This window comes from Streptomyces sp. NPDC005141 (genome assembly GCF_053599975.1).
This window is the reverse complement of record NZ_JBSFYW010000014.1, coordinates 78,198-102,798: the sequence shown is the minus strand read 5'-3', so window position 1 is coordinate 102,798 and position 24,601 is coordinate 78,198. Positions and strand designations below refer to the sequence as shown.

Annotated in this window: 21 protein-coding genes; 5 read left to right on the top strand and 16 right to left on the bottom strand. The window is 72.3% G+C overall.

From position 1 onward, the window contains the following. Positions 1-43: 43 nt before the first annotated feature. The 11 genes from ACWD68_RS14110 to hisD form a co-directional block, all read right to left on the bottom strand. Positions 44-1,462 carry a PucR family transcriptional regulator gene (locus ACWD68_RS14110; protein WP_451806684.1) on the bottom strand — a complete coding sequence of 473 codons (1,419 nt, stop codon included), beginning with the start codon at positions 1,460-1,462 and terminating at the stop codon, positions 44-46. 113 nt (positions 1,463-1,575) lie between these two features. Beyond that, the gene (locus ACWD68_RS14105) at positions 1,576-3,570 is read right to left on the bottom strand and encodes a LuxR C-terminal-related transcriptional regulator (protein WP_451806683.1); all 1,995 of its coding nucleotides are present in this window, start codon (positions 3,568-3,570) and stop codon (positions 1,576-1,578) included. Positions 3,571-4,597: 1,027 nt separating this feature from the next. Then, positions 4,598-5,575 carry a bis(hydroxyethyl) terephthalate hydrolase gene (gene bdeA / locus ACWD68_RS14100; RefSeq protein WP_451806682.1) on the bottom strand — a complete coding sequence of 326 codons (978 nt, stop codon included), beginning with the start codon at positions 5,573-5,575 and terminating at the stop codon, positions 4,598-4,600. A gap of 352 nt (positions 5,576-5,927) precedes the next feature. Further along, positions 5,928-6,683 carry an imidazole glycerol phosphate synthase subunit HisF gene (gene hisF / locus ACWD68_RS14095; protein ID WP_451806681.1) on the bottom strand — a complete coding sequence of 252 codons (756 nt, stop codon included), beginning with the start codon at positions 6,681-6,683 and terminating at the stop codon, positions 5,928-5,930. Then, entirely contained in the window at positions 6,680-7,126 is a 447-nt protein-coding gene (locus ACWD68_RS14090; RefSeq protein ID WP_451806680.1) for a RidA family protein, read from the bottom strand. The genes hisF and ACWD68_RS14090 overlap by 4 nt, the downstream gene beginning before the upstream one ends. Next, complete coding sequence (gene priA, locus ACWD68_RS14085; protein ID WP_266757714.1) at positions 7,123-7,848, bottom strand: bifunctional 1-(5-phosphoribosyl)-5-((5-phosphoribosylamino)methylideneamino)imidazole-4-carboxamide isomerase/phosphoribosylanthranilate isomerase PriA; 726 nt, start codon at positions 7,846-7,848, stop codon at positions 7,123-7,125. The genes ACWD68_RS14090 and priA overlap by 4 nt, the downstream gene beginning before the upstream one ends. Continuing rightward, complete coding sequence (gene hisH / locus ACWD68_RS14080; protein WP_451806679.1) at positions 7,845-8,492, bottom strand: imidazole glycerol phosphate synthase subunit HisH; 648 nt, start codon at positions 8,490-8,492, stop codon at positions 7,845-7,847. Before hisH ends, priA begins: the two co-directional genes overlap by 4 nt. Beyond that, positions 8,483-8,647 carry a hypothetical protein gene (locus tag ACWD68_RS14075; RefSeq protein ID WP_326788335.1) on the bottom strand — a complete coding sequence of 55 codons (165 nt, stop codon included), beginning with the start codon at positions 8,645-8,647 and terminating at the stop codon, positions 8,483-8,485. The genes hisH and ACWD68_RS14075 overlap by 10 nt, the downstream gene beginning before the upstream one ends. Next, the gene (hisB, locus tag ACWD68_RS14070) at positions 8,644-9,237 is read right to left on the bottom strand and encodes an imidazoleglycerol-phosphate dehydratase HisB (protein WP_266757720.1); all 594 of its coding nucleotides are present in this window, start codon (positions 9,235-9,237) and stop codon (positions 8,644-8,646) included. The genes ACWD68_RS14075 and hisB overlap by 4 nt, the downstream gene beginning before the upstream one ends. After that, on the bottom strand, positions 9,234-10,370 hold the full coding sequence (locus ACWD68_RS14065) for a histidinol-phosphate transaminase (protein WP_451806678.1): 1,137 nt from the start codon (positions 10,368-10,370) through the stop codon (positions 9,234-9,236). Before ACWD68_RS14065 ends, hisB begins: the two co-directional genes overlap by 4 nt. After that, a complete protein-coding gene (hisD, locus tag ACWD68_RS14060) occupies positions 10,367-11,689 on the bottom strand; it encodes a histidinol dehydrogenase (RefSeq protein ID WP_451806677.1) in 1,323 nt (440 codons plus the stop codon). Before hisD ends, ACWD68_RS14065 begins: the two co-directional genes overlap by 4 nt. Positions 11,690-11,881: 192 nt before the next feature. Between hisD and ACWD68_RS14055 the strand changes: the two genes are divergently transcribed. The 4 genes from ACWD68_RS14055 (at position 11,882) to ybaK (ending at position 16,199) form a co-directional block, all read left to right on the top strand. Further along, positions 11,882-13,462: an oxidoreductase gene (locus tag ACWD68_RS14055; RefSeq protein WP_451806676.1), complete on the top strand. Its 1,581-nt coding sequence runs from the start codon at positions 11,882-11,884 to the stop codon at positions 13,460-13,462. A gap of 426 nt (positions 13,463-13,888) precedes the next feature. Further along, positions 13,889-14,929: a hypothetical protein gene (locus tag ACWD68_RS14050; protein ID WP_451806675.1), complete on the top strand. Its 1,041-nt coding sequence runs from the start codon at positions 13,889-13,891 to the stop codon at positions 14,927-14,929. An 11-nt stretch (positions 14,930-14,940) separates the two neighbouring features. Then, positions 14,941-15,681: an LON peptidase substrate-binding domain-containing protein gene (locus ACWD68_RS14045; RefSeq protein WP_451806674.1), complete on the top strand. Its 741-nt coding sequence runs from the start codon at positions 14,941-14,943 to the stop codon at positions 15,679-15,681. 17 nt (positions 15,682-15,698) lie between these two features. Further along, a complete protein-coding gene (ybaK, locus tag ACWD68_RS14040) occupies positions 15,699-16,199 on the top strand; it encodes a Cys-tRNA(Pro) deacylase (RefSeq protein WP_351540171.1) in 501 nt (166 codons plus the stop codon). A 209-nt stretch (positions 16,200-16,408) separates the two neighbouring features. Here the strand turns inward: ybaK and ACWD68_RS14035 are convergent, their stop codons facing one another. The 4 genes from ACWD68_RS14035 to ACWD68_RS14020 all read right to left on the bottom strand — a co-directional run bounded on the left by ACWD68_RS14035 (position 16,409) and on the right by ACWD68_RS14020 (position 20,395). After that, a complete protein-coding gene (locus ACWD68_RS14035) occupies positions 16,409-17,110 on the bottom strand; it encodes an AAA family ATPase (RefSeq protein ID WP_451806673.1) in 702 nt (233 codons plus the stop codon). Positions 17,111-17,144: 34 nt separating this feature from the next. Further along, positions 17,145-17,966, bottom strand: a complete 822-nt coding sequence (locus tag ACWD68_RS14030) for an ABC transporter permease (RefSeq protein WP_451806672.1) — start codon at positions 17,964-17,966, stop codon at positions 17,145-17,147. Positions 17,967-18,053: 87 nt separating this feature from the next. After that, on the bottom strand, positions 18,054-19,028 hold the full coding sequence (locus ACWD68_RS14025) for an ABC transporter ATP-binding protein (protein WP_451806671.1): 975 nt from the start codon (positions 19,026-19,028) through the stop codon (positions 18,054-18,056). A gap of 149 nt (positions 19,029-19,177) precedes the next feature. Beyond that, entirely contained in the window at positions 19,178-20,395 is a 1,218-nt protein-coding gene (locus ACWD68_RS14020) for an NYN domain-containing protein (RefSeq protein WP_451806670.1), read from the bottom strand. 224 nt (positions 20,396-20,619) lie between these two features. Here ACWD68_RS14020 and ACWD68_RS14015 point away from each other — a divergent pair, with 224 nt between their 5' ends. Continuing rightward, positions 20,620-20,799, top strand: a complete 180-nt coding sequence (locus ACWD68_RS14015; RefSeq protein WP_266757739.1) for a hypothetical protein — start codon at positions 20,620-20,622, stop codon at positions 20,797-20,799. 151 nt (positions 20,800-20,950) lie between these two features. Here ACWD68_RS14015 and dnaE read toward each other — a convergent pair whose 3' ends face one another. Further along, entirely contained in the window at positions 20,951-24,490 is a 3,540-nt protein-coding gene (gene dnaE, locus ACWD68_RS14010; RefSeq protein ID WP_451806669.1) for a DNA polymerase III subunit alpha, read from the bottom strand. Between the last annotated feature and the right edge of the window lie 111 nt (positions 24,491-24,601).

Here is a 24,601-nt window from a genome sequence, read left to right as displayed (position 1 = left end):
CAGCGCACGGAACGCCGTGCGCGGGCGGCGGCGGCTCCGACGCTCACGGGTCGAGCAGCGAGTGGGCGGCCAGGGCCAGCGACAGCTCCACGACGTCCGCGGGCCGGGTCAGGGAGCGGCCGGTGAGCTGTTCGCAGCGGCGCAGCCGGTTCAGGACCGTGTTCCGGTGGCAGTAGAGGCGGCCGGCGGCCCGCTGGGCGGACCCGTCACAGGCGAGCCAGGCCGTCAGAGTGTCGAGCATGACGTCCCGGTCGGACAGGTCCAGCCGCAGCAGCGGCCCGAGAACCCGTTCGGAGAGCGCCGCGCCGAGGACCGGGGCGGAGACGACGAGCGCGGCGGGCAGGTGCTCCTCCAGCACGATGGTTCCGCCGGATCGCGGGCAGGCGCGCAGCGCCGTGTCGGCCAGCCGGCGGGCGTCACCGATCGCCGCGAGGCCGTCCACCACCGGACTCACGCCGACCCTGGCCACCGGCGGGGCGGTCAGCCGGCGGGCGATCTCCCCCGCGTCCACGTCGAGCCCGTGCGTACGGGGGCGCTCCCCGCCGCGGCCGTCGCCGCCGCCCGGACCGCCCTCGGCCGCCGGGGCGGACTTCGGCCCGGGAGGGGCGTCGAGGAGCCCGCTCTCGTGGCCGTGACCGGATTCGTCCCCCTCGTAGGGGTGGTCGCCGAGCAGGACGATGCCGTAGCTCCCGCCGCTGTCCCGGTCGCGGTCGCGGTACCAGAGGACCCGCAGGCCCGAGAGGTGCACCTGGCCCCGCACGTCCGCCAATGCCCGGCCGACGGGCAGGCGAGCGAGCACGACCGCGTACCGGCCCTGTTCGGGAAGCCCCAGGGCAGCCGCGGTGGCCGGCAGGTCGGCGATCCGCGCGGTGCCGTCGAGCAGTGCGGCCGTCATCAGCCGCAGCCGGTTCTCCCGGCGCCACATCAGCTCGCGTTCCGTCTGACGGTAGGCGTCCGCGACGATGGCGCAGTGGTCGTCGACGAAGTTCCACACATCGGCGGCGACATGCACGAGCAGACGCGCGTCGGAGGGGTGGCGGCGGGTCGTCTCGTCGACGAGCTCCTGCCAGATCATGCCGCCACCCAGCCGGAAGGCGCGCAGCAGGGCGTCCAGCGGGAGACCTCGTTCGGCGCGCGCCCTGCCGATGGCCCAGGAGCAGCGGTGGGCGGCCTCGCGCAGTTCACCGGGCCTGATGAGTGATCCGACGTTGAGCCGCAGCGAGCGCTGCACCTCGTCGCGCACGCTCTCCGCGTCGGTCTCCAAGGCCGCGCGGTACGCGGGTTCGCGCTCCCTGAGCATGTCCATCAGACGTTCCGTGAGTTCGGGCAGCCCGGCCATCAGCGCCCGGGCGGCACGGTGCAGCACCGAGAGGGCCTCCGCGTCGACGACCGGGCGGGCTGCGGCCACCCGGGGCCGCGGTCCGGGCAGGGGCCGCACGTGGGCGGGTACGAGGTGCTGCATCGCTGTCCTCCACCGGAGTCGGCTCGGTCCGGGACGCCCGGTCGGCCGACGCGCGGCACACGGGTGCTCCGGACCTCCTGATCCCGCAGGATGACATACCGCCCGGTCGGTACCTAGGGGTGTGCGGCGGTCTTCTCCGCCCGGTCCACCAATCGGGAGAGCTCGACACGGGAGCGGACCCCCAGCGCGGCGAAGACATTGCGCAGGTGATGGTCCACGGTGCGGGGGCTCACGGACAGCCGCAGCGCCACCTCTCGATTGGTGGCTCCCTCGGCCACGCAGCGGGCGATCCGCAGCTGCTGGGGGGTCAGGAGAGCGAGCGGACCGGCCGGCTCGCACGGTCCGGCGTCCCCGGTGGCCCGCAGTTCGGCCCTCGCCTGCGCGGCCCAGCCGAGCGCCCCGCCCCGCTCGAAGGACACCAGCGCGTCCCGCAGCCGGCCGCGGGCCTCGCCCGGTCTGCGCCGGCGCCGCAGCCAGGCGCCGTACAGGAGCTGGGTGCGGCCGCGCTCGAAGTCCCCCGCCACCCCGTCGTGACGGGCGAGCGCGGTGGTGAACAGCGCCTCGCGTTCCTCGGGGCCGCTCAGCAGCGCACGGCAGCGGGCCAGTTGGGCCGGAGCCTGGGGATCGGCGCCCTGCGCGGCCCAGCGGGCGAACTCGGCCACCGCGGACCGGGCGGCTTCCGCCTGGCCGGTGGAGGCCGCGGCCTCCACGAAGCAGGGGACGGCGAGCATCCGTACCGCGAAGTGACCGCGGCGCGGGCCGGCGCCGACCAGGGGGCCGAGCCGCGCGGCGGCCTCGGCGAGTCGGCCGCGGGCCAGATCGGCGCGGGCCCGCGCCCATTGCGCCAGCGTGGCCGCCTGCGCGAGACCGTGGGGCGCGGCGACGCGTTCGGCGGCGGCGGCATGCTCCGCCACGACCTCCCAGGACCCCTCGACCGACGCCACCAGCGCGAGGATCGCGTGGTGATGCGCCGCGAGGTTGTCCTGACCGGCGCCGAGGGCCGTGCGCAGGCCGTCCTCGGCGTGGGCGCGGGCGCGGGCGTGCCGGCCTGCGCGCAGTTCCCCGTAGGCCAGGCGTTCCAGCGCCTGGGCGATCAGGATGTGCGGGCCCCGGGCCCTTGCGACGGCGAGCGCACGGGAGTTGGCGCGACAGGCGGCGGGGAGATCACCGACGACGAGGGCGGCGCCCCCGGCCCGCAGGAGGGCCTCCGGGCTGTCGAGGATTCCGGCCGCCCCCGCTCCGGCCACCACCACCTCCCGCAGCGGCTGCCGTCCGGTGTCCAGGTGGCCGTGCATCACGGCGGACATCCCCGCCCGGTACGCAGCGAGCCGCCGGTCGGGTTCCTGCTGTGCCGGGGTGTGGTCCAGGGCTTCCCGGCACGCCGCCGCGTCGCCCATCGCCCAGGACGCCTCCACGGCGGCGAGCCGGGCGACCAGGGCGCGGTTCGGGTCGGTGGAAGCCAGTGACTCGGCGGCCAGCAGGAGTGCTTCACGGGCGTCGGCGACCGGGCCGTCCTGCAGGGCGAGCTGCCCGCTCACCAGCTGGGCCGAGCCGCGCACGGCGTCGTGCGGCCCCTCGCACCCGGCCTGTGCGAGCAACTCCCGCGCGCGGTGCGGCAGTCCCGCCAGCCGGGCCTGATCGGCGGCGTGGATCAGACGGACGGCGCGCAGTCCCTCGTCGACGGCCAGCTCGGCCGACCGCGCCCAGGCCGCCGAACGCTCCGCGTGCGTCGGTCCGCCGCCCGGCAGCGCCGCCGCCGCGGCGAGCGCGTCGCCGAGGCGGGGTGCGGGAGCGGTGGCCGCCGCGGCCCGGTGGAAGAGGACGGGCAGGGCATGCGGACCCCCGGTGTGGGCCCCGGCCAGCAGACGGTGGGCCGCGCGCCGGCGGGCGGGCGGGACGGTCGCGTAGACGGTGCGGACCGGACCCGGATCGACGACGCGGACGCGGCCTCCGGTGAGCTGGAGGAGTCCCGCGGCCTCGGCGGCGTCAAGGGCGTCCGCCGCGAGCCCGCCCGCCCCGGACGCCCCGAGAACCACCGCGGCGTCCACCCCGGCGGTCCTCATGTCCCACGCCCGCTCGGCCGCCACCAACAGGAGCAGGCCCGCCAAGGCCCCACGCAGGGCGCCCGGGCACTCGACCCCGTCCAGGGCGGCCGAAGCGGCGGGGCCGACGTGCTCGACGGCGAACGGCTCGACGGGGCCGACGTGCTCGACGTGCTCGACGGCGAACAGCTCGACGGGACCGGAGGATTGAAGGCCGGACGGCTCACCGACCGGCCCCCGGCTCGTTCCGGGCGAGGCACCGGGCAGGGCGCTGCGCAGGGCGCCGGACGATGCACCGGACAGTGCGCCGGGCCCGGGCCGCGTGCCAGACGGTGTGCCGGGCCGGGTGCCGGGCGGTGGGCCCGCCGACGCACCGGGCCGGGCGGCGAGCGGTGGGCCCGCCGACTCATGGGCCCGGGTGACGACCGGTGGACCCGCCGACGCACCGGGCCAGGTGCCGGGCGGTGTACCCGGCTCGGTCCCTTTTCCGGACCCCGGTGGCGGGGTGCCGGCCGGAAGCGGGTCGTATACCGCGGGTGGGTCGCCGGGGCCGGCGCTCGCACCGGCGCAGCCGGCCCGGGGCTCCGGAGGCTCGGGCCGCCGGCCCGTGTTCCCGTCGCCAAAACCGGCGGGGCCGAGGAGTGCCGCCGGGCCGGGCCCGGTGGGCGGCGGCGCCGTGAAACCCGGCGCCGGGAGGGATTCGGGGTCGCGCCCGGGAGCGGTCGGCCGACCTGCTCCGCAGCCCGGGCCCGGCTCGTCCGACGCACCCCGAGCGGGCGGCGGTAATGGCCTCCGGCCCGCCGTCCGGAGTGGACTTCGCGCAGTCGCGTTTCCCGTCACGACCGTCACGTTACTTCCGCGTAAACGAAGGCGGAAGTCCCGCGTTCACTTGTACCCGCGGGCTGGGACAACCCCTGTGACCTGGGCGGACAAGGTCCTCGTGGGGGCGTCGGCTGGGCGAACTCCCAGGCCCGGCCCGCAAGGCTTGTGCGCCCGCACAAGGACCGTGGGCCGCCCCGGAACCACCCGCGCACACGGGTGACGGCCACCGGATCGGCGGCCGTCACCTGCGCACGGGTCCCGTGCCGGGCGGTCAGGAGGTGTGCGGGCAGTTGCCCCGGTACTCGGCGATCGTCAGCGAGGCCTGCGGCAGCGGGCAGAGGAACTGCTCGTAGCGGGTGTCATTGTCGATGAACCGCTTCAGCCACGAAATGCTGTACTTCGCGATCGTCGTGTTCGAGCTGTTGGGCGTGAAGTGGGTGGCGCCCCTGAGTTCCAGATACGCCTTGTCGAGCGTGCTCGGCAGACTGGTGTAGAAGGGCTTGGAGTGCGTGGCCACCGGTGCGATCGTGTCGCCGTCGGCGCCCACGATCAGGGTCGGCGTCTTGATCTCCGGCCAGGTGGTGTCCAGGTTCCAGCCGGTGAGCGGGATCGCCGCCTGGAGCGAGGGGCGGCTCTTCGCGGCCTCCAGCGTGCCGCCACCGCCCATCGAGTGGCCCATGACCCCGAGCCGGCTGCTGTCGATCCTGGTCCGCACGGAACTGCTCTTGGTCAGGTAGTCGAGCGCGGCCAGCAGCTGCCGGCCACGGCTGTCGGGCTGGTCGAGGGTGGTGAGGGTGTCGATGGTGAACACCACGAAACCCTGGGAGGCGAGCCGGGGCCCGAGCCAGGAGATGGACGACTGGTAGGCCGTGTACCCGGGTGAGATGACGACCGCGCCGAAGGTGCCGTCGCTGGTCGAGGTCGGGTAGTAGACGGTGCCGCCGCCGAAGCCGCTCACGGACAGCGAGGAGACGGTGGTCTGAGAGACGGCGTACGACCCGCGGGAGGCCTCGATACTGGCGACCGTGGGGGCGGGGCCGCGCTCGTACGGGTTCGCGGCGGCCTGCGCCGAGACGACCGGTGCTCCGATGGCCTGCGCTCCGGTGGCCTGCGCGGCGACGAGGCCGCCCGCGGCCAGGAGCACCGCGAGGCCGGCCCGCGCCAGACGGCTCGTGAGCCGGTGCGGGCGGCGGGGGGACGGATCGGGGCCGACGGGTGCGGCGGGGAAGGGGCGGTTCGGCTGCTGCACGGTGGGTGCATCCTCTCGGTGAGGGAGGACGGACCCGCGCCGCGGCCGGAGCGCCGCCCTGGCATGGGTGTCGGAAGGCGCACGCGGCGAAGACGGCGGGGTCCGTCTCGGTGGTTGCGGTGGCAACTGTCCGCCCCGGACCCGGCCCGTACATCGGCAGAATCACCGGTCTTGGCCGCACGCCCCCGCACCCGGCACACCGTCGGACCCCCGCACCCCGGGCCGAACCCGCGGTGCCGAGGCCCGCGGGCCGCGTCCCTCCCCGCACAGGACACGGCCCGCACAAGGACACGGCCCGCACCCGGCAGCGGAGGCTGCCCCGGTGCGGGCCGTGTCCTGTGACGCGGGATCGTCAGCGGACGGGATGTCCCGCCTCGCGCAGGGTCTCCTTGACCTCTCCGATCCGCAGGTCACCGAAGTGGAAGACCGACGCGGCCAGCACCGCGTCGGCGCCCGCCTCGATGGCCGGCGGGAAGTGGCCGAGCCGGCCGGCACCGCCGCTGGCGATCAGCGGAACGGTGACGTGCTTGCGTACGGCCTCGATCATCTCGATGTCGTAGCCGTCCTTCGTGCCGTCCGCGTCCATCGAGTTGAGCAGGATCTCGCCCGCGCCCAGGTCGGCGGCCCGATGGGCCCACTCGACGGCGTCGATGCCGGTGCCCTTGCGACCGCCGTGGGTGGTCACCTCGAAGGAACCGCCCTCGGTCCTGCGCGCGTCCACCGACAGCACGAGCACCTGCCGCCCGAACCGCTCCGCGATCTCCCGGATGAGGTCGGGCCGGGCGATGGCGGCCGTGTTGACGCCGACCTTGTCGGCGCCGGCCCGCAGCAGCTTGTCGACGTCCTCGGCGGTGCGGACACCGCCGCCGACCGTCAGCGGGATGAAGACCTGCTCGGCCGTGCGGCGCACCACGTCGTACGTGGTCTCACGGTTGCCCGAGGACGCGGTGATGTCCAGGAACGTGAGCTCGTCGGCGCCCTCGGCGTCGTACACCTTGGCCATCTCGACGGGGTCGCCCGCGTCGCGCAGGTTCTGGAAGTTGACGCCCTTGACGACCCGGCCGTTGTCCACGTCCAGGCAGGGAATCACTCGGACCGCCAGGGTCATGACTGCGCCTCTCCCTGTTCTGCGGGGTCTTCGCCGGACCGTTCTGCGGGGCCCTCGGCGGAGCGGAAGGCCTCCACCTCGACCTCGACCACCAGCCGTGAGTCCACCAGACCCGCGACGATGATCATGGACGCGGCGGGGCGGACGGCGTCGAACAGCACCTTGTGGGCGCGGCCGACAGCCTCCACGTCCCGGGCATGGGTGAGGTACATCCGCGTACGGACGACGTCGTCGCGGCCGAGGCCGAGTTCCCCCAGCGCCGCGAACGCGACGCCGAAGGAGTTGACCGCCTGCTCGTACGGGTCGCCCTCGGCGATCTCGCCGTCGACCACGGAGGTGCAGCCGGACACCAGCACCAGGCCGTTCGGCAGCTCCACCGCGCGGGAATAGCCGAAGACGTCCTCCCAGGGCGCCCCGGTCGTGACGCGGCGTACGGCGCTCACCGGGCTACCGCCGCCAGCGCCTCTTCAAGGGTGAACGCCTTGGCGTACAGGGCCTTGCCGACGATGGAACCCTCGACGCCGAGCGGCACGAGCTCGGCGATGGCGCGCAGGTCGTCCAGCGACGACACCCCGCCGGAGGCGACCACCGGTCGGTCGGTCGCCGCGCACACGGTGCGCAGCAGCTCCAGGTTCGGGCCCTGGAGCGTGCCGTCCTTGGCGATGTCCGTCACCACATAGCGCGCGCAGCCCTCGGAGTTCAGGCGCTCCAGCGTCTCGTAGAGGTCTCCGCCGTCGCGGGTCCAGCCGCGTCCGCGCAGTGTCGTGCCGCGGACGTCGAGGCCGACCGCGATCTTGTCGCCGTGCTCGGCGATGATCTTGGCGACCCACTCGGGGGTCTCCAGGGCGGCGGTGCCGAGGTTCACCCGGGTGCAGCCGGTCGCGAGGGCGGCCGCCAGGGAGGCGTCGTCCCGGATGCCGCCGGACAGCTCGACCTTGATGTCCATCGCCTTGGTGACCTCGGAGATCAGGTCCCGGTTGTCGCCGGTGCCGAACGCGGCGTCCAGGTCGACGAGGTGCAGCCACTCGGCGCCCGCGCTCTGCCAGGCCAGGGCGGCTTCCAGGGGAGAGCCGTACGAAGTCTCGGTCCCGGACTCGCCGTGCACGAGACGGACGGCCTGGCCGTCGCGGACGTCGACGGCGGGGAGGAGTTCGAGCTTGCTCACAGTGTTCCGATCCAGTTGGTGAGGAGCTGGGCTCCGGCGTCGCCGGACTTCTCGGGGTGGAACTGGGTGGCCGACAGGGCGCCGTTCTCGACGGCCGCCACGAAGGGCTTGCCGTGCGTCGACCAGGTCACCACGGGTGCGCGCAGCAGCGGGTTGCCGACTTCCAGGGACCAGTCGTGGACGGCGTAGGAGTGCACGAAGTAGAAGCGCGCGTCGGCGTCGAGACCGGCGAAGAGCCGTGAGCCGGCCGGGGTGTCGACGGTGTTCCAGCCCATGTGGGGCACGACGTCGGCCTCCAGCGGCCCGACCGTGCCCGGCCACTCGTCCAGGCCCTCGGTCTCCACGCCGTGCTCGATGCCGCGCGAGAAGAGGATCTGCATGCCGACGCAGATGCCCATGACGGGACGGCCGCCGGACAGCCGGCGGCCGATGATCCAGTCGCCGCGCGCCTCCTTGAGACCCCGCATGCAGGCGGCGAAGGCGCCGACGCCGGGCACCAGCAGACCGTCGGCGTTCATCGCGGTGTCGTAGTCACGCGTGATCTCGACCTCGGCGCCGACGCGCGCGAGGGCACGCTCGGCGGACCGTACGTTCCCGAAGCCGTAGTCGAAGACGACGACCTTCTTGGGTGCGCTCAACTCCACACCTCCAGCCTCATGACGCCGGCGACGAGACACATCGCCGCGCCGATGGAGAGCAGCACGACAAGGCTCCTCGGCATGTCCTGCTTGACGAAGGAGTAGATGCCGCCGGCCAGGAAGAGACCGACGACGATCAGGATGCTGGAAAGGCCTGTCACAGCGCGCCCTTCGTGGAGGGGAGGATGCCGGCGGCGCGCGGGTCGCGCTCGGAGGCGTAACGCAGGGCACGGGCCAGCGCCTTGAACTGGCATTCCACGATGTGGTGCGCGTTGCGCCCGTAGGGCACGTGCACGTGCAGCGCGATCTGGGCCTGGGCGACGAAGGACTCCAGGATGTGCCGGGTCATCGTCGTGTCGTACTCGCCGATCATCGGCGCCATCTTCTCGGGCTCGGTGTGCACGAGGTAGGGGCGGCCGGACAGGTCGACGGTCACCTGGGCGAGCGACTCGTCCAGCGGCACGGTGCAGTTGCCGAAGCGGTAGATCCCCACCTTGTCGCCGAGTGCCTGCTTGAAGGCGGCGCCCAGCGCGAGGGCGGTGTCCTCGATGGTGTGGTGCGAGTCGATGTGCAGGTCGCCCTCGGTCTTCACCGTCAGGTCGAAGAGTCCGTGCCGGCCCAGCTGGTCGAGCATGTGGTCGTAGAAGCCGACGCCGGTGGCCACGTCGACCTTGCCGGAGCCGTCGAGATCGATCTCGACGAGGACCGACGTCTCCTTCGTCACCCGCTCCACGCGTCCTACGCGGTTCATGCGCTCTGCTCCTTCAGGGGTGTGGGGGTGTCCCCCACAGAGCCCAGTAGTTCACGTGCCGCGTCGAGGAACGCGTCGTTTTCCTCCGGGGTTCCGGCGGAGACCCGCAGCCACCCCGGTACGCCGTTGTCCCGGACCAGGACGCCCCGGTCGAGGATCTGCCGCCAGGCGGCCTGGGCGTCGGCGAACCGCCCGAACTGCACGAAATTCGCGTCCGACTCGGTCACCTCATAGCCGGCCGCGCGCAGTTCGACGACCAGCCGGTCCCGCTCGGACTTCAGCTGCTCCACGTATCCGAGCAGGGTGTCGGTGTGTTCCAGGGCGGCCAGCGCGGTCGCCTGCGTGACGGCCGACAGGTGGTACGGCAGTCGTACGAGCTGGACGGCGTCCACCACCGCCGGGTGCGCGGCGAGATACCCGAGGCGCAGTCCGGCGGCGCCGAAGGCCTTCGACATCGTCCGGGAGACGACGAGATTCGGCCGACCTTCCAGCAGCGGCAGCAGCGAGTCGCCGTGGCTGAACTCGATGTACGCCTCGTCGACCACGACCATCGACGGCTTCGCCGCCTGCGCGGCCTCGTAGAGCGCGAGGACCGTCTCGGGCGGAACCGCGTTGCCCGTGGGGTTGTTGGGGGTGGTGATGAAGACGACGTCCGGCCGGTTCTCGGCGATCGCCCGCTCGGCGGCGGCGAGGCCGATGGTGAAGTCGTCGTCGCGGGGACCCGAGATCCAGGCCGTGCCCGTGCCGCGCGCGATGAGCGCGTGCATCGAGTACGAGGGCTCGAAGCCGATCGCGGTGCGGCCAGGTCCGCCGAAGGTCTGCAGCAGTTGCTGGATGACCTCGTTGGAGCCGTTGGCCGCCCAGACGTTCTCGGTGCCGACCGGGTGCTTGCCGGTCTTCGTCAGATAGGCGGCCAGCTCGGTGCGCAGCTCCACCGCGTCCCGGTCGGGGTAGCGGTTGAGTCCGCGGGCGGCCTCGCGGACCCGTTCGGCGATCCGCTCGACGAGCGGCTCGGGCAGCGGGTAGGGGTTCTCGTTGGTGTTCAGACGTACGGGGACGTCGAGTTGGGGTGCGCCGTAGGGGGTCTTGCCGCGCAACTCGTCCCGTACGGGGAGATCGTCGATGCCAGTCACTTGCCCTCGGGTACCTTCCAACCGAACCTCGCCTTGATCGCCGCGCCGTGCGCGGGCAGATCCTCCGCCTCCGCCAGTGTCACCACGTGATGCGCGACGTCGGCGAGCGCGTCCTTCGTGTAGTCGACGATGTGGATACCGCGAAGGAAGGACTGGACGGACAGGCCCGAGGAGTGGCAGGCGCAGCCGCCGGTGGGCAGGACGTGGTTGGAGCCCGCCGCGTAGTCACCCAGCGAGACCGGGGCGAAGGGGCCGACGAAGATCGCTCCGGCGTTCCTGACCCGGTCGGCGACCGCCGCCGCGTCCGCCGTCTGGATCTCCAGGTGTTCGGCGCCGTACGCGTTGACGACCCGCAGGCCCTCGTCGATGCCGTCGACGAGGACGATCGCGGACTGCCGGCCGTTCAGGGCCGGGACGATCCGGTCCTCGATGTGCTTGGTGGCCGCGACCTGCGGTTCCAGCTCCTTCTCCACGGCGTCCGCGAGGGCGGCCGAGTCGGTCACGAGGACGGCGGCGGCGAGCGGGTCGTGCTCGGCCTGGCTGATCAGGTCGGCGGCGACGTGCACCGGGTCGGCGGTGTCGTCCGCGAGGACCGCGATCTCGGTCGGGCCGGCCTCGGCGTCGATGCCGATCCGGCCGGTGAAGTAGCGCTTGGCGGCGGCGACCCAGATGTTGCCCGGTCCCGTGACCATGTCGGCCGAGACGCAGGACTCGGTGCCGTACGCGAACATCGCGACGGCGGTGGCGCCGCCGGCCGCGTACACCTCGTCGACGCCGAGCAGGGCACAGGCGGCGAGGATCGTCGGGTGCGGCAGGCCGCCGAACTCGGACTGGGCCGGGGAGGCGAGCGCGATGGACCCGACCCCGGCCTCCTGGGCCGGGACCACGTTCATGATCACGGACGACGGGTACACGGACCGGCCGCCGGGCGCGTAGAGCCCCACCCGGTCGACCGGCACCCACTTCTCGGTGACCGAACCGCCGGGCACGACCTGGGTGGTGTGCGTCGTGCGGCGCTGCGCGCGGTGGACGAGACGGGTGCGGCGGATGGACTCCTCGAGGGCCGCGCGCACGGCCGGGTCGAGCTGCTCCAGGGCGTCGGCGATGGCCTGGACCGGAACACGTACGGAGTCCAGCCGTACTCCGTCGAACTTCTCCGCGTAGTCGATCAGCGCCGCGTCGCCCCGATGATGCACGGCCTCGCAGATCGGTCGCACCTTCTCCAGGGCGGCCGAGACGTCGAAGTCGGCGCGGGGCAGCAGGTCGCGCAGGGCGGAACCCTCGGGGAGGGCGTCGCCGCGCAGATCGATTCGGGCCATCGGGAAATATTGCAGCACGGACCCAATTCTCTCAGACGGCGACAAGGCGCCGGACGCCCGTATCAATGGCTGATACAAGCCACCTTCGGTTCCGCGGAAGATCCCCGTCACCAGTAGCGTTCGGGCCGTCACTGAGCGGGCATTGCACGAATGTACGAAACCCGCGAGTAGCTGGGGAGGAAGGGACGTGCCGTGACCGAGGGTGCCGGCATCCGCACCGGGGACCTGCCGGACGAACTGACCGCCGCCGAAGCCGGGATGTGGCAGGCCTTCCGCAACGGCAGCGTGTACGACCTGCGCGCCGGGAACACCACCGTCGACGATCCGCACGGCGGCCATCCCTGGGGGCCCGAGCGGAGTGTCCGGGCCCGGATAGTCGCCTGGCTGCTGCTCGACGGACCGCCCGCCCTCCAGGGCCGGGTCGCGTCCCTGAAGCTGACCGGCGTGCGGATCACCGATGTGCTCGACCTCGCGGGCGGCACGGTGGTGCCGTACGTGGAGCTGAAGGGGTGCCGGTTCGAGAAGGAGGTCCTGCTGCCGGAGGCCCGGTTCACGACCGTACGGCTGGTGGACTGCGCGGTGCCGCGCCTGGAGGCGGCCCGGCTGCACACCGAGGGCGATCTCCATCTGCCGCGCTGCCGCTTCCACAACGGGGTACGGCTGACGGACGCGCACATCGGCACGGACCTGCTGCTCAACCAGGCCGTGGTCTACCGGGACCGGCGCGGGCGTTCCATCACCGGCGACGGCATGACCGTCGGACAGGACCTCCAGGCCGAGATGCTGGAGTCGCACGGCGAGTTGAGCCTGCGCGGCGCCACCGTCGGCGTGTCGCTGAGCCTGCGCGGCAGCAGGCTGAGCAACCCGTACACCCGGCTCGCCCTCAACGCCCCCCAGCTGACCGTCAACCGCACGCTGTACATGACCCCCGCGGGCCTCGGCAATCCGGTGATGACCAGCGGCACCACACCGGCGCGCGGCACGCTGGTGCAGCGGTTCGAGTGCCAGGGCGGGGTCCGCCTGGACGACGGGCGGTTCGGTGACGCGCTCGACCTCGAGCGGGCCCGCTTCACCTTCGACGACGACCAGGAGCTGTCGCTGCGCCGGGTCCAGACGCCCGAGCTGCGCTTCCTCGGCGAACGGCCCGAGCGCGGCAAGGTCGTGCTGTCCGGCGCGCGGATCGTCAACCTGGTCGACCGGGCGTCCAGCTGGCCGGCGCCCGGCAGCCTGCACATGGGCGGTTTCACGTACGAGAGCCTGGTCCCGCAGGGCGCCTTCCCGCTGACCCGGCGCCTGGAGTGGGTGGCGGCGGCGACCGCCGAGTACAACCCGGAGCCGTACGAGCGCCTGGCCACCGTGCTGCGCAACTCCGGTGAGGACGAGGACGCCCGCGAGGTGCTGCTCGCCAAGCAGCGCCGCCGCCGCGAGACCCTGCCGCTGGCCGCGAAGCTCTGGGGGTACGCGCAGGACTGGACGGTCGCCTACGGATACCGGCCCGGCCGGGCCGCCCTGTGGATGGCGGTGCTGTGGGCGGCGACGTCGGTCGCGTTCTCGCACGCCGGCCATACCCCGGCCAACGGTGACGGGCATCCCCCGTGGAACGCCTCGCTCTTCGCCCTGGATCTGCTGCTGCCGGTCATCGACCTGGGCCAGGCCGGCTTCTGGCAGCTGCGCGGCGGCTGGCAGTGGCTGGCGGCGGTGGTGATCCTCCTCGGCTGGATCCTGGCGACGACGGTGGCCGCGGGGGCCACACGACTGCTGCGACGGGGCTGACGCGGGGGCGCGGGGCGAGGGGCGAGGGGCGAGGATCACTGGGGCCGGGACACCGGAGGGCTCCGGGGCCGGGGACGCACCGGGGGCCGACGGCACCAAGACCAGGGCCGAGGTCAGACGCCGGGGGTCGGGAGCCGGGGCCGGGGCCGGGGCCGGGGGCCGGGGGCCGGGGGCCGGGGGCCGGGGGCCGGGGGCCGGGGTCGGGGGCCGGGGGCCGGGGGCCGGGAGCAAGGGGGCTGGAACGGGGGGGTCGTCCGGCGGTTCGGGCGTCGGTGCGCGCCCGCCTCACACAGCCGCCGCACACGGAATCCCCACCACCATTTTACCCGTCCTTGACCGTGCGCCGCACAACCAAACGGTGGTTACGAAAGCGTCACCGCACACCTCTGGCACAGCTTCGACCTGCGGCTTTCAATGGTCGACACCATGGCACTGCTGCGCGCTCTCCTCCGTACGGCCCGGATGGCACGGAACACCTCACGCCTCGCCTCCGGACTGCCCGCCGACGACGAGGTACTGCTCGACGCGCCCGACGACCGTCTGGGCCCCGCACTCGTCGCGGCGGCCCGGGGCGAGTACGTCCCCGCGGCCAAGCTGCTGGCCACCACCCGCGAGTCCGCCGAGTGGGAGAACCGCGACCGGTACGCCATGCGTCTCGCCACCTTCGCGCGCTCCCGCGACACATGGCTCACGGAATGGCAGGCCGCCGACCCGCACGATCCGGACGTCCTGCTCGTCAGGGCCGAGCTGGCGGTCCGCCGCGGCTGGGAGTCACCCGCACGGGTCGAACTGCTGCGCGAGGTCGGCCCGCTGATCATGTCCGCCGCCGAGGGCGACCGGCACGACCCGGTTCCGTGGCGGATAGCGCTCGACCACGCCCGCGGCACGAACGTCGGGCACACCGGGTTCGAGCAGCTGTGGGCCCAGGCCGTCCGGCGCTCCCCGCACCACTACGGCTGCCACGTCGCCGCTCTCCAGTACCTCTCGGCCGCCTGGTACGGCTCGCACCGGGAGTGCTTCGACTTCGCCGAGCCGGCCGCGCAGGACGCGCTGCCCGGCTCCCTGGTCCAGGCGCTGCCGGTGCGCGCGGCCTTCGCCTATCTGACCGAGGGCGGCGGTCCCGAGGTCCCCCGCGAGCGCCTGGACGCCGCGGCCGACCTCGCGATCGCGGTCTCCGCGTCGTACGCCGCCGCCGACCCTTGGCCCGCCGAGGTGCGCAATCTGCTGACGTACGTCCTGGTCCGGCTGGAACGCTGGCAGGACGCCCTGGAGCAGTTGCGCCTCATCGGCCCGTACGCGACCTCGTTCCCCTGGGACCGGGTCTCCGAAGACCCGCTCGGCCAGTTCCTGGAGCTGCGCGACGGCGTCCGGCTGGAGGTCGCCTCGGGGCTTCCGCTGCGGGATCCGGACCCCCATCCGCGTCCCTGGAGCGGGCACGGCGGACGCGCCCGCTCCGGCGACCATTAGGCTTTCGCGTCGTGACCACCGTCCGGCTCCCGCTCTTCCCCCTGAACTCGGTGTTGTTCCCCGGGCTCGTGCTTCCTCTGAACGTGTTCGAGGAGCGCTATCGCGCGATGATGCGCGATCTGCTCAAGACCCCCGAGGACGAACCCCGCCGATTCGCCGTCGTCGCCATCCGCGACGGCCATGAGGTCTCTCACACCGCGCCCGGCATGCCGGACCAGACCGCCGTGCCCGAGCGCGGGCCCGCCGCCGGCTTCGGCGACGATCCGATCAAGGCCTTCCACGAGGTGGGCTGCATCGCGGACGCGGCGACCGTCCGCGAGCGCGCCGACGGCAGCTTCGAGGTGCTGGCGACGGGCACGACCCGGGTCAAGCTGCTGTCGGTGGACGCCTCCGGCGCGTTCCTGACGGCCGAGCTGGAGGAACTGCCCGAGGACCCGGGCGACGAGGCCGGCGCGCTCGCCGAGGGCGTCCTGCGCGCCTTCCGCCAGTATCAGAAGCGGCTGGCCGGAGCGCGGGAGCGCTCGCTGTCGACGGGCGCGGACCTGCCGGACGAACCGGCGGTCGTCTCCTATCTCGTCGCCGCCGCCGTGATGCTGGACGTCCCGGCCAGGCAGCGGCTGCTGCAGGCCTCCGACACGGCGTCCAGGCTGCGCGAGGAGCTGAAACTGCTGCGCGCGGAGACGGCGATCATCCGTAATCTGCCGTCGTTGCCGGCGTCGGACCTGACGCGCGGCCCGACGAGCCTGAACTGACGCATGCGAGAAGGTCGATGGCCAAGAAGTCCAAGAAGCAGCAGTCCGGCGGCACCCCGGCGACGGTGGCGCTGACGGAGGCGGGCGTCGCGTACACCGTCCACGCCTACGAGCACGATCCGTCCCACCCGTCCTACGGCGAGGAGGCGGCCGAGGCGATGGGCGTCTCGCCGGACCGGGTCTTCAAGACCCTGGTGGCGGACGTGGACGGCGCGCTCGTGGTCGCGGTCGTCCCGGTGGCGGGCTCCCTGGACCTCAAGGCCCTCGCCACGGCGGTGGGCGGCAAGCGGGCGGCGATGGCCGACCCGGCGGCGGCCGAGCGCACGACGGGATACGTCCGCGGTGGCATCTCGCCGCTCGGCCAGCGCAGGAAGCTCCGCACCGTACTGGACTCCTCGGCGGCCGGCCACGCCACGATCTGTGTCTCGGCGGGCCGCCGCGGCCTGGAGGTCGAGCTCTCCCCCGCCGATCTGGCGAAGCTCACGGAAGCGGTGTCCGCGCCCGTCGGACGTGCGTGACCCCTCGACGGATGTCCCGTCCTCGGTTAAGCACGAGGGACATGTCGAAGAAAACGCGGAAACGCAAGTGGCGCATCAGGAAGGGCCGCTCGAACCACGGCCGCCGTCCGGCGTGACCCACGCTCCGCATCCCGGGGCCGGCCGGGCGGCACTCTTCCGATGCCCGGCCGGTCCTGCCCGGTCTGCCCGGTCCTTCGACCGGACAGGGGCTAAGCGGCGGGAGGCCCCGGCGGCGTGGCCGGGTAGGGGCTCTGCTGGTACGGGTCGGGGTCCCTGGGGCCGAACAGGGCCATGAGGCCGAGGTGGACCACCAGGGCGCTCAGGGACCACGCCAGCAGCGCGCCCTTGGCCCCGAGCTTCAGCGGCGCGGAGAACGTGACGCCCTTGCCCACGGCCTTGGCGTGCGCGACCACGTTCTGTGTGGGTCCGAGCCAGATCCCGATCCGCCAGGCGAGGAGCGATCCGAGCAGACCCCCGACGGCGAGCCCGATCACCAGGGGCACACCGCCGCGCCGCCGCACGAGGAACACGACGAGGGCGCTCAGCGCTCCGAAGCCCAGCGCGAGCAGAGTGAACGTTCCATCGACGCCGATGGCCTGCTCCCCCTCGGTGTCCTTGAGGTACACCGCGGTGTCGTCCGCGATCAGCGGCACATGCGGGGCCAGCCACCACCAGAGCACCCCGAGCAGAGCCCCCGCGAGCGCGACCGCGACCGTGATCACGGCGGCCTCCCGCAGTTCGGTCTTCATCCCGGGTCCGTCCTGTCCGTAGGAGGCCTCGTACGCGGCCGGGTACACGGGGTAGCCCGCGGGGCCGGAAGCGGGCGGAGCCTGCCAGGCAGGGTGCGGTTGCTGCCGGTCCTCGGGGGACTGTTCGTGCGGCGGCGGAGGTGGAGTCAGCGGAGCGGTCACCCTGACATCGTGCCAGGCCCCGCCGTCGGCCGCGTCACCGGACGGCTGCCCGGCGATAGGCCCAGGCCGCGAGGGCCAGTGAGGCCACCGCGACTCCGGCGCACACGGCCAGATCACCGAGGACCAGCGCCCAGTCGGGGTGCGCCCCGAAGGTGCGCGCGAAGGCCTCGACACCGTAGGTCGAGGGCAGCAGGTCCCGGGCGTACTGCACCACGGTCGGCATCCGGTCCGCCGGAAGAACGCCCAGCAGCAGGGCCGCGGACATGCCCAGCTGGCCGAGCAGCGTGGCGAGCTCGGGCCGCGGCGCGAGGAGCCCGAACGCGGCCCCGAGCCCGGCGAGCGCGGCGCCCGCGAGCGGGACGACCGCGGCCAGCACCCACAGATGGGCCAGCGGCAGCCCGAACAGCAGACACCCGAAGACGGCGGTGACGACGGTGCCGGGCACGGTGAAGGACGCGTACGCGGCCGCGGCGCCGAGCACCACGGCCGATGGCGGCACCGGCAGCGTCGCATAGTGATCGAGCCCACCGCTCGCCCGCAGCTGCCCGAAGTACTGCGCGAGCAGATTGAGCGCGACGAAGGCCACGACCAGGACGGTCGACCCGGCCACCACGGCGCGCGCCTCGTCTCCGCCGTCCACCACCCCGCGCATCATGATCATGATGCCGATGGACTGGAAGGTGGCCACGAACAGCAGCGGGATCCGCGCCACGCGGGCCCGGGAGAGCTGCGCCCGGTACACGGCGGCCAGCGACGGCCACAGCCGCGCACGCGGCCCCAGCTCCGCGGCGCCACCGGCGGCCTCGGCCACGGGCAGCACGCTGCCCGGCAGAACTTCAGCGGGCACGACACTCACGTCGAACTGCTCCCCTCACTCCGGCAGCCGTCCTGTTCCGCACACGTACGACGCCCCTCTCCCGTACGGATTCCACGCCCCGGACACTCACGCCTTCACCAGCCCCTGCGTCGCGTGGCCGCCCAGCGCCAGGTAGACGTCCTCCAGGCTGGGCGTGGCCAGCGTGAAGTCGTCGAGCGCGGCGAAGGCGGCCCCGCCGGTGACCGTGGCCACGGCCGCGCGGGCCTCCTCGGGCGCGAGCCGCAGCGTCCAGCGGCGGCCCGACTCGACGGCGCGGTCGCGCAGCGCGGCGACCTCGGGGACATGGAGCGGGGCACTGGTACGCCAGACGAGTTCGACCCGGACCTCGCCCGCGACCCGTTCCTTGAGCCCGGCCGGGGTGTCGCAGGCGATGACCCGCCCCTCGTCCATGACGGCGACCCGGTCGAGGACGGTCTCGGCCTCGATGACGTTGTGGGTGACCAGCAGGACCGTGGCGCCCTGTTCCACCCGGCGCCGGTCGACGGCGGCCCAGACCGCGCGCCGGGCGACCGGGTCCATGCCGGTGGTGGGCTCGTCGAGGACCAGCAGCGGGCGCTGCCCGACGAGTGCGGCGGCGAGACAGGCGAGCCTGCGTTGACCGCCGGACAGCTTCTTCAGGGGGCGGGAGGCGAGCGCGGTCAGGCCCAGTTCCTCGAGGACCGCGTCGCGCTCGGCCCGCGCCGCGCGCAGTTCGAGCCCGCGCAGGCGTCCGGTCGTCTCGGCGGCGAGGGACACGGTCAGCTCGTCGAGGGCGGTGGACTCCTGCCCCAGGTAGGCGAGGATGCGCGCGGCCCGCTCGGGGTGGCGCACGATGTCGTGCCCGAGGATCTCGACACTGCCGCTGTCGGGGCGCATCAGCCCGGTCAGCTGGCGCACGAGGGTGGACTTGCCGGCGCCGTTCGGCCCGAGCAGCCCGAAGATCTCGCCCCGGTGGATGTCCAGACGTACCCCGTCGGTGGCCCTGACCTCGGGTGTCGCCGGGGTGCCGCGGCGGCCTCGGACCGCCGGATAGGTCTTGGTCAGACCTCGCACGGCGCACACGACATCGCCCCTGTGTCCGTTCCGGACTGCCTGTGCCGTGCGCGTACTCACGAAGGACGAGAGTACGTGGTCCGATGCCCCGTTATGCCCTCGGGGCCGTGGCGGGCCCTCGGCGAAGGCCTCCGCGCGCCCCCGCGGAGGGCTTCGGATCACTCCCCGACAGGGGCGTGTTCCGCCGCGGTGCGCACATCGATCTCCCGCCAGAATCCGGCCCGGATCGCGTAGCGGTCGTGCTCGTCGATCTGGTCGTCCTTGTGCGCGAGCAGGCCGAAACGGGCCGCGTAGCGCAGCAGTTCGCCATCCACCCGGTGCGGAACCCGCGGGTACATCGCCGACAGCTTCTGCACATGACTCGGGTCGGTCAGTCGCCCCATCCAGCGGCGCGCGAAGACCTGTCCGACCTCGTAGGGATCACCGCCGACCGTGGTGATGTCCTCCTCGCGGTCCGCCCACCGCTGCTCCGCGGAGGTGAGCTGAGCGAGCGTGGGCAGCGCGGCGGCCTCCGGGGACTCCGTGGCGCCGCCGGGCCGGTCGACCCAGCCCTTGTCCGAGGACCAGCGCAGCGTCGCGTTCGTGGGGTGCTGGGCGGCCTGGGTGCCCGGTCCGCGCAGCGCGGCCAGGTCCTTCGGTGTGGGGACCCCCTTGGGGGCGGACGACCGCTCCTGGGTGCCGTTCTGCGATTCGGCCGCCTGGTGGTGCTCGGCCTCCTGGGCGGAGCGCTCGGCCGCCGCCGCGAGCGCCGACTCGGGCAGCGGCGCGGAGAGGATGGCGGCGATCTCCGGGCGCGGCACCGGCGACGGCGCGCAGATCCCGCCGAGGTCCTTGGCACGGACCGCCTTGGTGATCCAGGCCCGGTCGAGCACCCGCCGCTCGTCGGCCTCGGCCACCAGGTCCTCGGACTGGTTGTAGTCACCGTCCGCGGCCTGCACGGCCCACAGGTGTACGGCCACACCGTGTTCCTTGGCGGCCATCATGCCCGGGAGCAGGTCCCCGTCGCCGGTCACGAGGACCACGTCGGAGCAGGCGCGGTTGCGTGCGAGCTCGGTCAGCTCGGCGTGCATGGCGGCGTCCACGCCCTTCTGCGCCCACCGCCCGTCGCTGCGGGTCAGCGCACCCAGGCGCACCGTCACCCGGGGCATCACGCGCAGCCTGCGGTGCTCGGGCTGCGGCACCCGGTCGGGGGCGCCGTCGAACCAGTAGATGCGCAACAGGGGCCGCTCCGTGTCGGACTCGGCGCGCTCGCGCAGGCCCTGGATGAGGGCGGCGTGGTCGACGGTGATCCGGGATCGCGAAGGCTCCCCGGCGAGGAGACTGGCAGCAGCCCCGAGCAGATACCCGGCGTCCACCAGGACGATGCAGCGGTCCACGCGATCCACCCTCTTTCCGGGAGGTTTGCTTCGGGCTTCCTTCGAGTCTGCCCGACCGTGCGGAGGTTAACGGCCGGAACTCGATCTTCGGCGTGGCGGATCGCGAGAACACCTACCGACAGGTCTTATTACGCACGGTAATTCTACGAAATGCGCCACTTCTCAGCCTATGTGAGTCTGGTCGCGGCCCTGGCCCCTAGATCCCCCTCAGGAGGCAGATCACCATGGCCAAGAACAAGAACCGCAAGCAGGGCGGCCACGCCGACCGCTCCTCGCAGGCTGAGCGTGCGCAGGAGCAGGCACAGCGGTCGTCGGCAGAGGCACAGCAGTCGCCGATGTCGCAGGCCCAGGGCAGCCCCGCTGATGTTGCCCGTAAGCATCAGAAGCGCTTCGGCCACAACTGAGGCCGCCGCGCGGGCCGTTGAGGCCCAGGCACGCACCGAGGGGCGCATCCGGTACCGGATGCGCCCCTCGGTGCGTGCCTCGTCGCCCGGCTTCCGCCGGGCCGGTGTCCCGTCGTGACGGCCTCTGCCGGGCCCTACGGCCCGCAGCCCGTCAGCCGGCCAGGCAGGACGGGCCGAGCAGCACCTTCAGGTCTCCGAAGAGCGCCGGATCCGGCTTCACCCGGTGCCGGTCGAGCCGCAGCACCGTGGTCTTGCGCGGGCCCTGGAGCCTGATGCGGACCTCGCTCTCGCCCTTGTGGTGGCTGAGGATCTCGCCGAGGCGGCTGACCATGGGCGGAGTGACCTTCAGCGCCGGGATGGTGAGGATCACGGGCGCGTTGGTGCCCGCGTTCGACAGGTCCGGGACCTGGAGCTCCATCGCGACCAGGCGCGGCACGTCCTCGCGCTTGTCCAGGCGTCCCTTGACGAAGACGACCGCGTCCTCCACGAGTTGGGTCGACACCAGCTGGTACGTCGCCGGGAAGAACATGCACTCGATGGAGCCCGCGAGGTCCTCCACGGTGGCGATCGCCCAGGCGTTGCCCTGCTTGGTCATCTTGCGCTGCAGGCCCGAGATGATGCCGCCGATCGTCACGACCGCGCCGTCCGCGTGCTCGCCCCCGGTCAGTTGGGAGATGCCCGCGTCCGCCTTGTCGGACAGCACGTGCTCGAGGCCGAAGAGCGGGTGGTCGGAGACGTACAGGCCGAGCATCTCCCGCTCCTGGGCGAGCAGATAGACCTTGTCCCACTCGTCGGGCGTGAACTCGACGTCGAGTCCGAAGCCGGGCTCGCTGGTGTCCTCGTCCCCCATGCCGCCGAAGAGGTCGAACTGCCCCTCGGCCTCCTTGCGCTTGACCGCCACAACGTTGTCGATCATCGGCTCGAAGTGCGCGGTGAGGCCCTTGCGGGTGTGCCCCATCGTGTCGAACGCGCCCGCCTTGATCAGCGATTCCGTGGTGCGCTTGTTGCAGGCGACCGCCTCGACCTTGTCGAGGTAGTCGGGGAAGGAGGCGTACTTCCCCTTGGCCTTGCGGCTGCGGATGATCGACTCCACGACGTTCGTACCGACGTTGCGGACGGCCGAGAGGCCGAAGAGGATCACGTCGTCGCCCTGGGCGGCGAAGTTCTGCTCGGACTCGTTCACGTTGGGCGGCAGCACCTTGATGCCCATGCGCCGGCACTCATTGAGGTAGACGGCCGACTTGTCCTTGTCGTCCTTCACCGAGGTGAGCAGCGCGGCCATGTACTCGGCCGGGTAGTTCGCCTTCAGGTAGCCGGTCCAGTACGAGACCAGTCCGTACGCGGCGGAGTGGGCCTTGTTGAAGGCGTAGCCGGCGAAGGGGACCAGCACGTCCCACAGGGCCTGGATCGCCTCGTCGCTGTACTCGTTCTTCTTGGCTCCGGCCTGGAAGATGGTGAAGTTCTTCGCCAGCTCCTCGGGCTTCTTCTTGCCCATCACGCGGCGCAGGATGTCGGCCTCGCCGAGCGAGTACCCGGCGATGATCTGGGCGGCCTTCTGGACCTGCTCCTGGTACACGATCAGGCCGTAGGTGACCGCCAGCACCTCCTCGAGCGGCTTCTCCAGCTCCGGGTGGATCGGCGTGATCTCCTGGCGGCCGTTCTTGCGCTCCGCGTAGTTGATGTGCGAGTTCATGCCCATCGGGCCCGGCCGGTAGAGGGCCGAGACGGCGGAGATGTCCTCGAAGTTGTCGGGCTGCATCTGGCGGAGCAGCGAGCGCATCGGGCCGCCGTCGAACTGGAAGACGCCGAGGGTGTCACCGCGGCAGAGCAGTTCGAAGGTCGTGGGGTCGTCCAGCGGGAGGGCGAGCATCTCCAGGTCGATGCCTTTGTTGGCCTTCACCATCTTGATGGCGTCGTCCATGATCGTGAGGTTGCGCAGGCCCAGGAAGTCCATCTTGAGCAGGCCCAGCGACTCGCACTGGGGGTAGTCCCACTGGGTGATGGTCACGCCGTCGGTGTGCCGCACCCAGATGGGGGCGTGGTCGACGATGGGCTCGCTGGACATGATCACGCCGGCGGCGTGCACGCCCATCTGCCGGACCAGGCCCTCGACGCCCTTGGCGGTGTCGATGACCTTCTTCACGTCCGGCTCGTTCTCGTACATCCCGCGGATCTCGCCCGCCTCGCTGTAGCGGGGGTGCTTGGGATCGGTGATGCCGTTCAGGTCGATGCCCTTGCCGAGGACGTCGGCGGGCATCGCCTTGGTGAGCCGGTCGCCCATCGCGTACGGGTAGCCCAGCACGCGCGCGGAGTCCTTGATGGCGTTCTTCGCCTTGATCTTGCCGTACGTGCCGATCATGGCGACCTTGTCGGCGCCGTACTTCTCGGTCACGTACCTGATCACCTCGACGCGCCGACGCTCGTCGAAGTCGATGTCGACGTCGGGCATGGAGACGCGCTCGGGGTTGAGGAACCGCTCGAAGATCAGACCGTGCGGGATCGGGTCGAGGTCGGTGATGCCCATGGCGTACGCGACGATCGAGCCGGCCGCGGAGCCGCGGCCGGGGCCCACCGCGATGCCCTGGTTCTTGGCCCACATGATGAAGTCGGCGACGACGAGGAAGTACCCCGGGAACCCCATCTGGATGATGACGTCCATCTCGTACTCGACCTGCTTCTGGCGGTCGTCGGGGACGCCGCCGGGGAAGCGGCGCTCCATGCCGAGGCGGACTTCCTCCTTGAACCAGGTGACCTCGGTGAAGCCGTCGGGGATGTCGAACTTCGGCATGAGGTTCTTCGCCTCGAACATGCCGGTCGTGTCGATCTGCTCGGCCACCAGGAGGGTGTTCGCGCAGCCCTCCTGCCAGGCGTCCGAGGAGTCGACCGCGTACATCTCGTCCGTCGACTTCAGGTAGTAGCCGGTGCCGTCGAAGCGGAAGCGGTCCGGGTCGGAGAGGTTCTTGCCGGTCTGGATGCACAGCAGGGCGTCGTGGGCGGTCGCCTCGTGCGCGTACGTGTAGTGCGAGTCGTTCGTCACCAGGGGCGGGATGCCGAGCTTCTTGCCGATCTCCAGGAGTCCGTCGCGGACCCGGCGCTCGATCTCGATGCCGTGGTCCATCAGCTCCAGGAAGTAGCGGTCCTTGCCGAAGATGTCCTGGTACTCGGCGGCCGACTTCAGGGCCTCGTCGAACTGGCCCAGGCGCAGCCGGGTCTGGAGCTCGCCGGAGGGGCAGCCGGTGGAGGCGATGAGCCCCTCCGACCACTGGGAGATGGTCTCCTTGTCCATCCGGGGCCACTTCTGGAGCCAGCCCTCGGCGTAGGCGTCCGAGGAGAGCTTGAAGAGGTTGTGCAGGCCCGTCCGGTTCGCCGCCCAGATCGTCTTGTGCGTGTAACCGCCCGAACCGGACACGTCGTCGCGCTTCTGGTGCGGCTGACCCCACTTGATCTTGCGCTTGTTGCGCCGGGACTCCGGGGCGACGTACGCCTCGATGCCGATGATCGGGGTGACGCCCGCCTTCCTCGCGGTGTGGAAGAAGTCATAGGCGCCGTGGAGGTTCCCGTGGTCGCTCATCGCGATATGGGTCATGCCCATCTCGTTGCACGCGTCGAACATGTCCTTGAGCCGCGCGGCACCGTCCAGCAGCGAGTACTGGGTGTGGACGTGCAGGTGCGTGAACGGCGGCTTTGACACGGCTTTGTCCTCCAAGAAGAACTATTGGCGACAGGCTGCGGACAGTCTGGGGGTCAGCGTCGAAGTCTATGACGCGGGACTGACACTCGGCGGAGGATCACCCGTACCTTC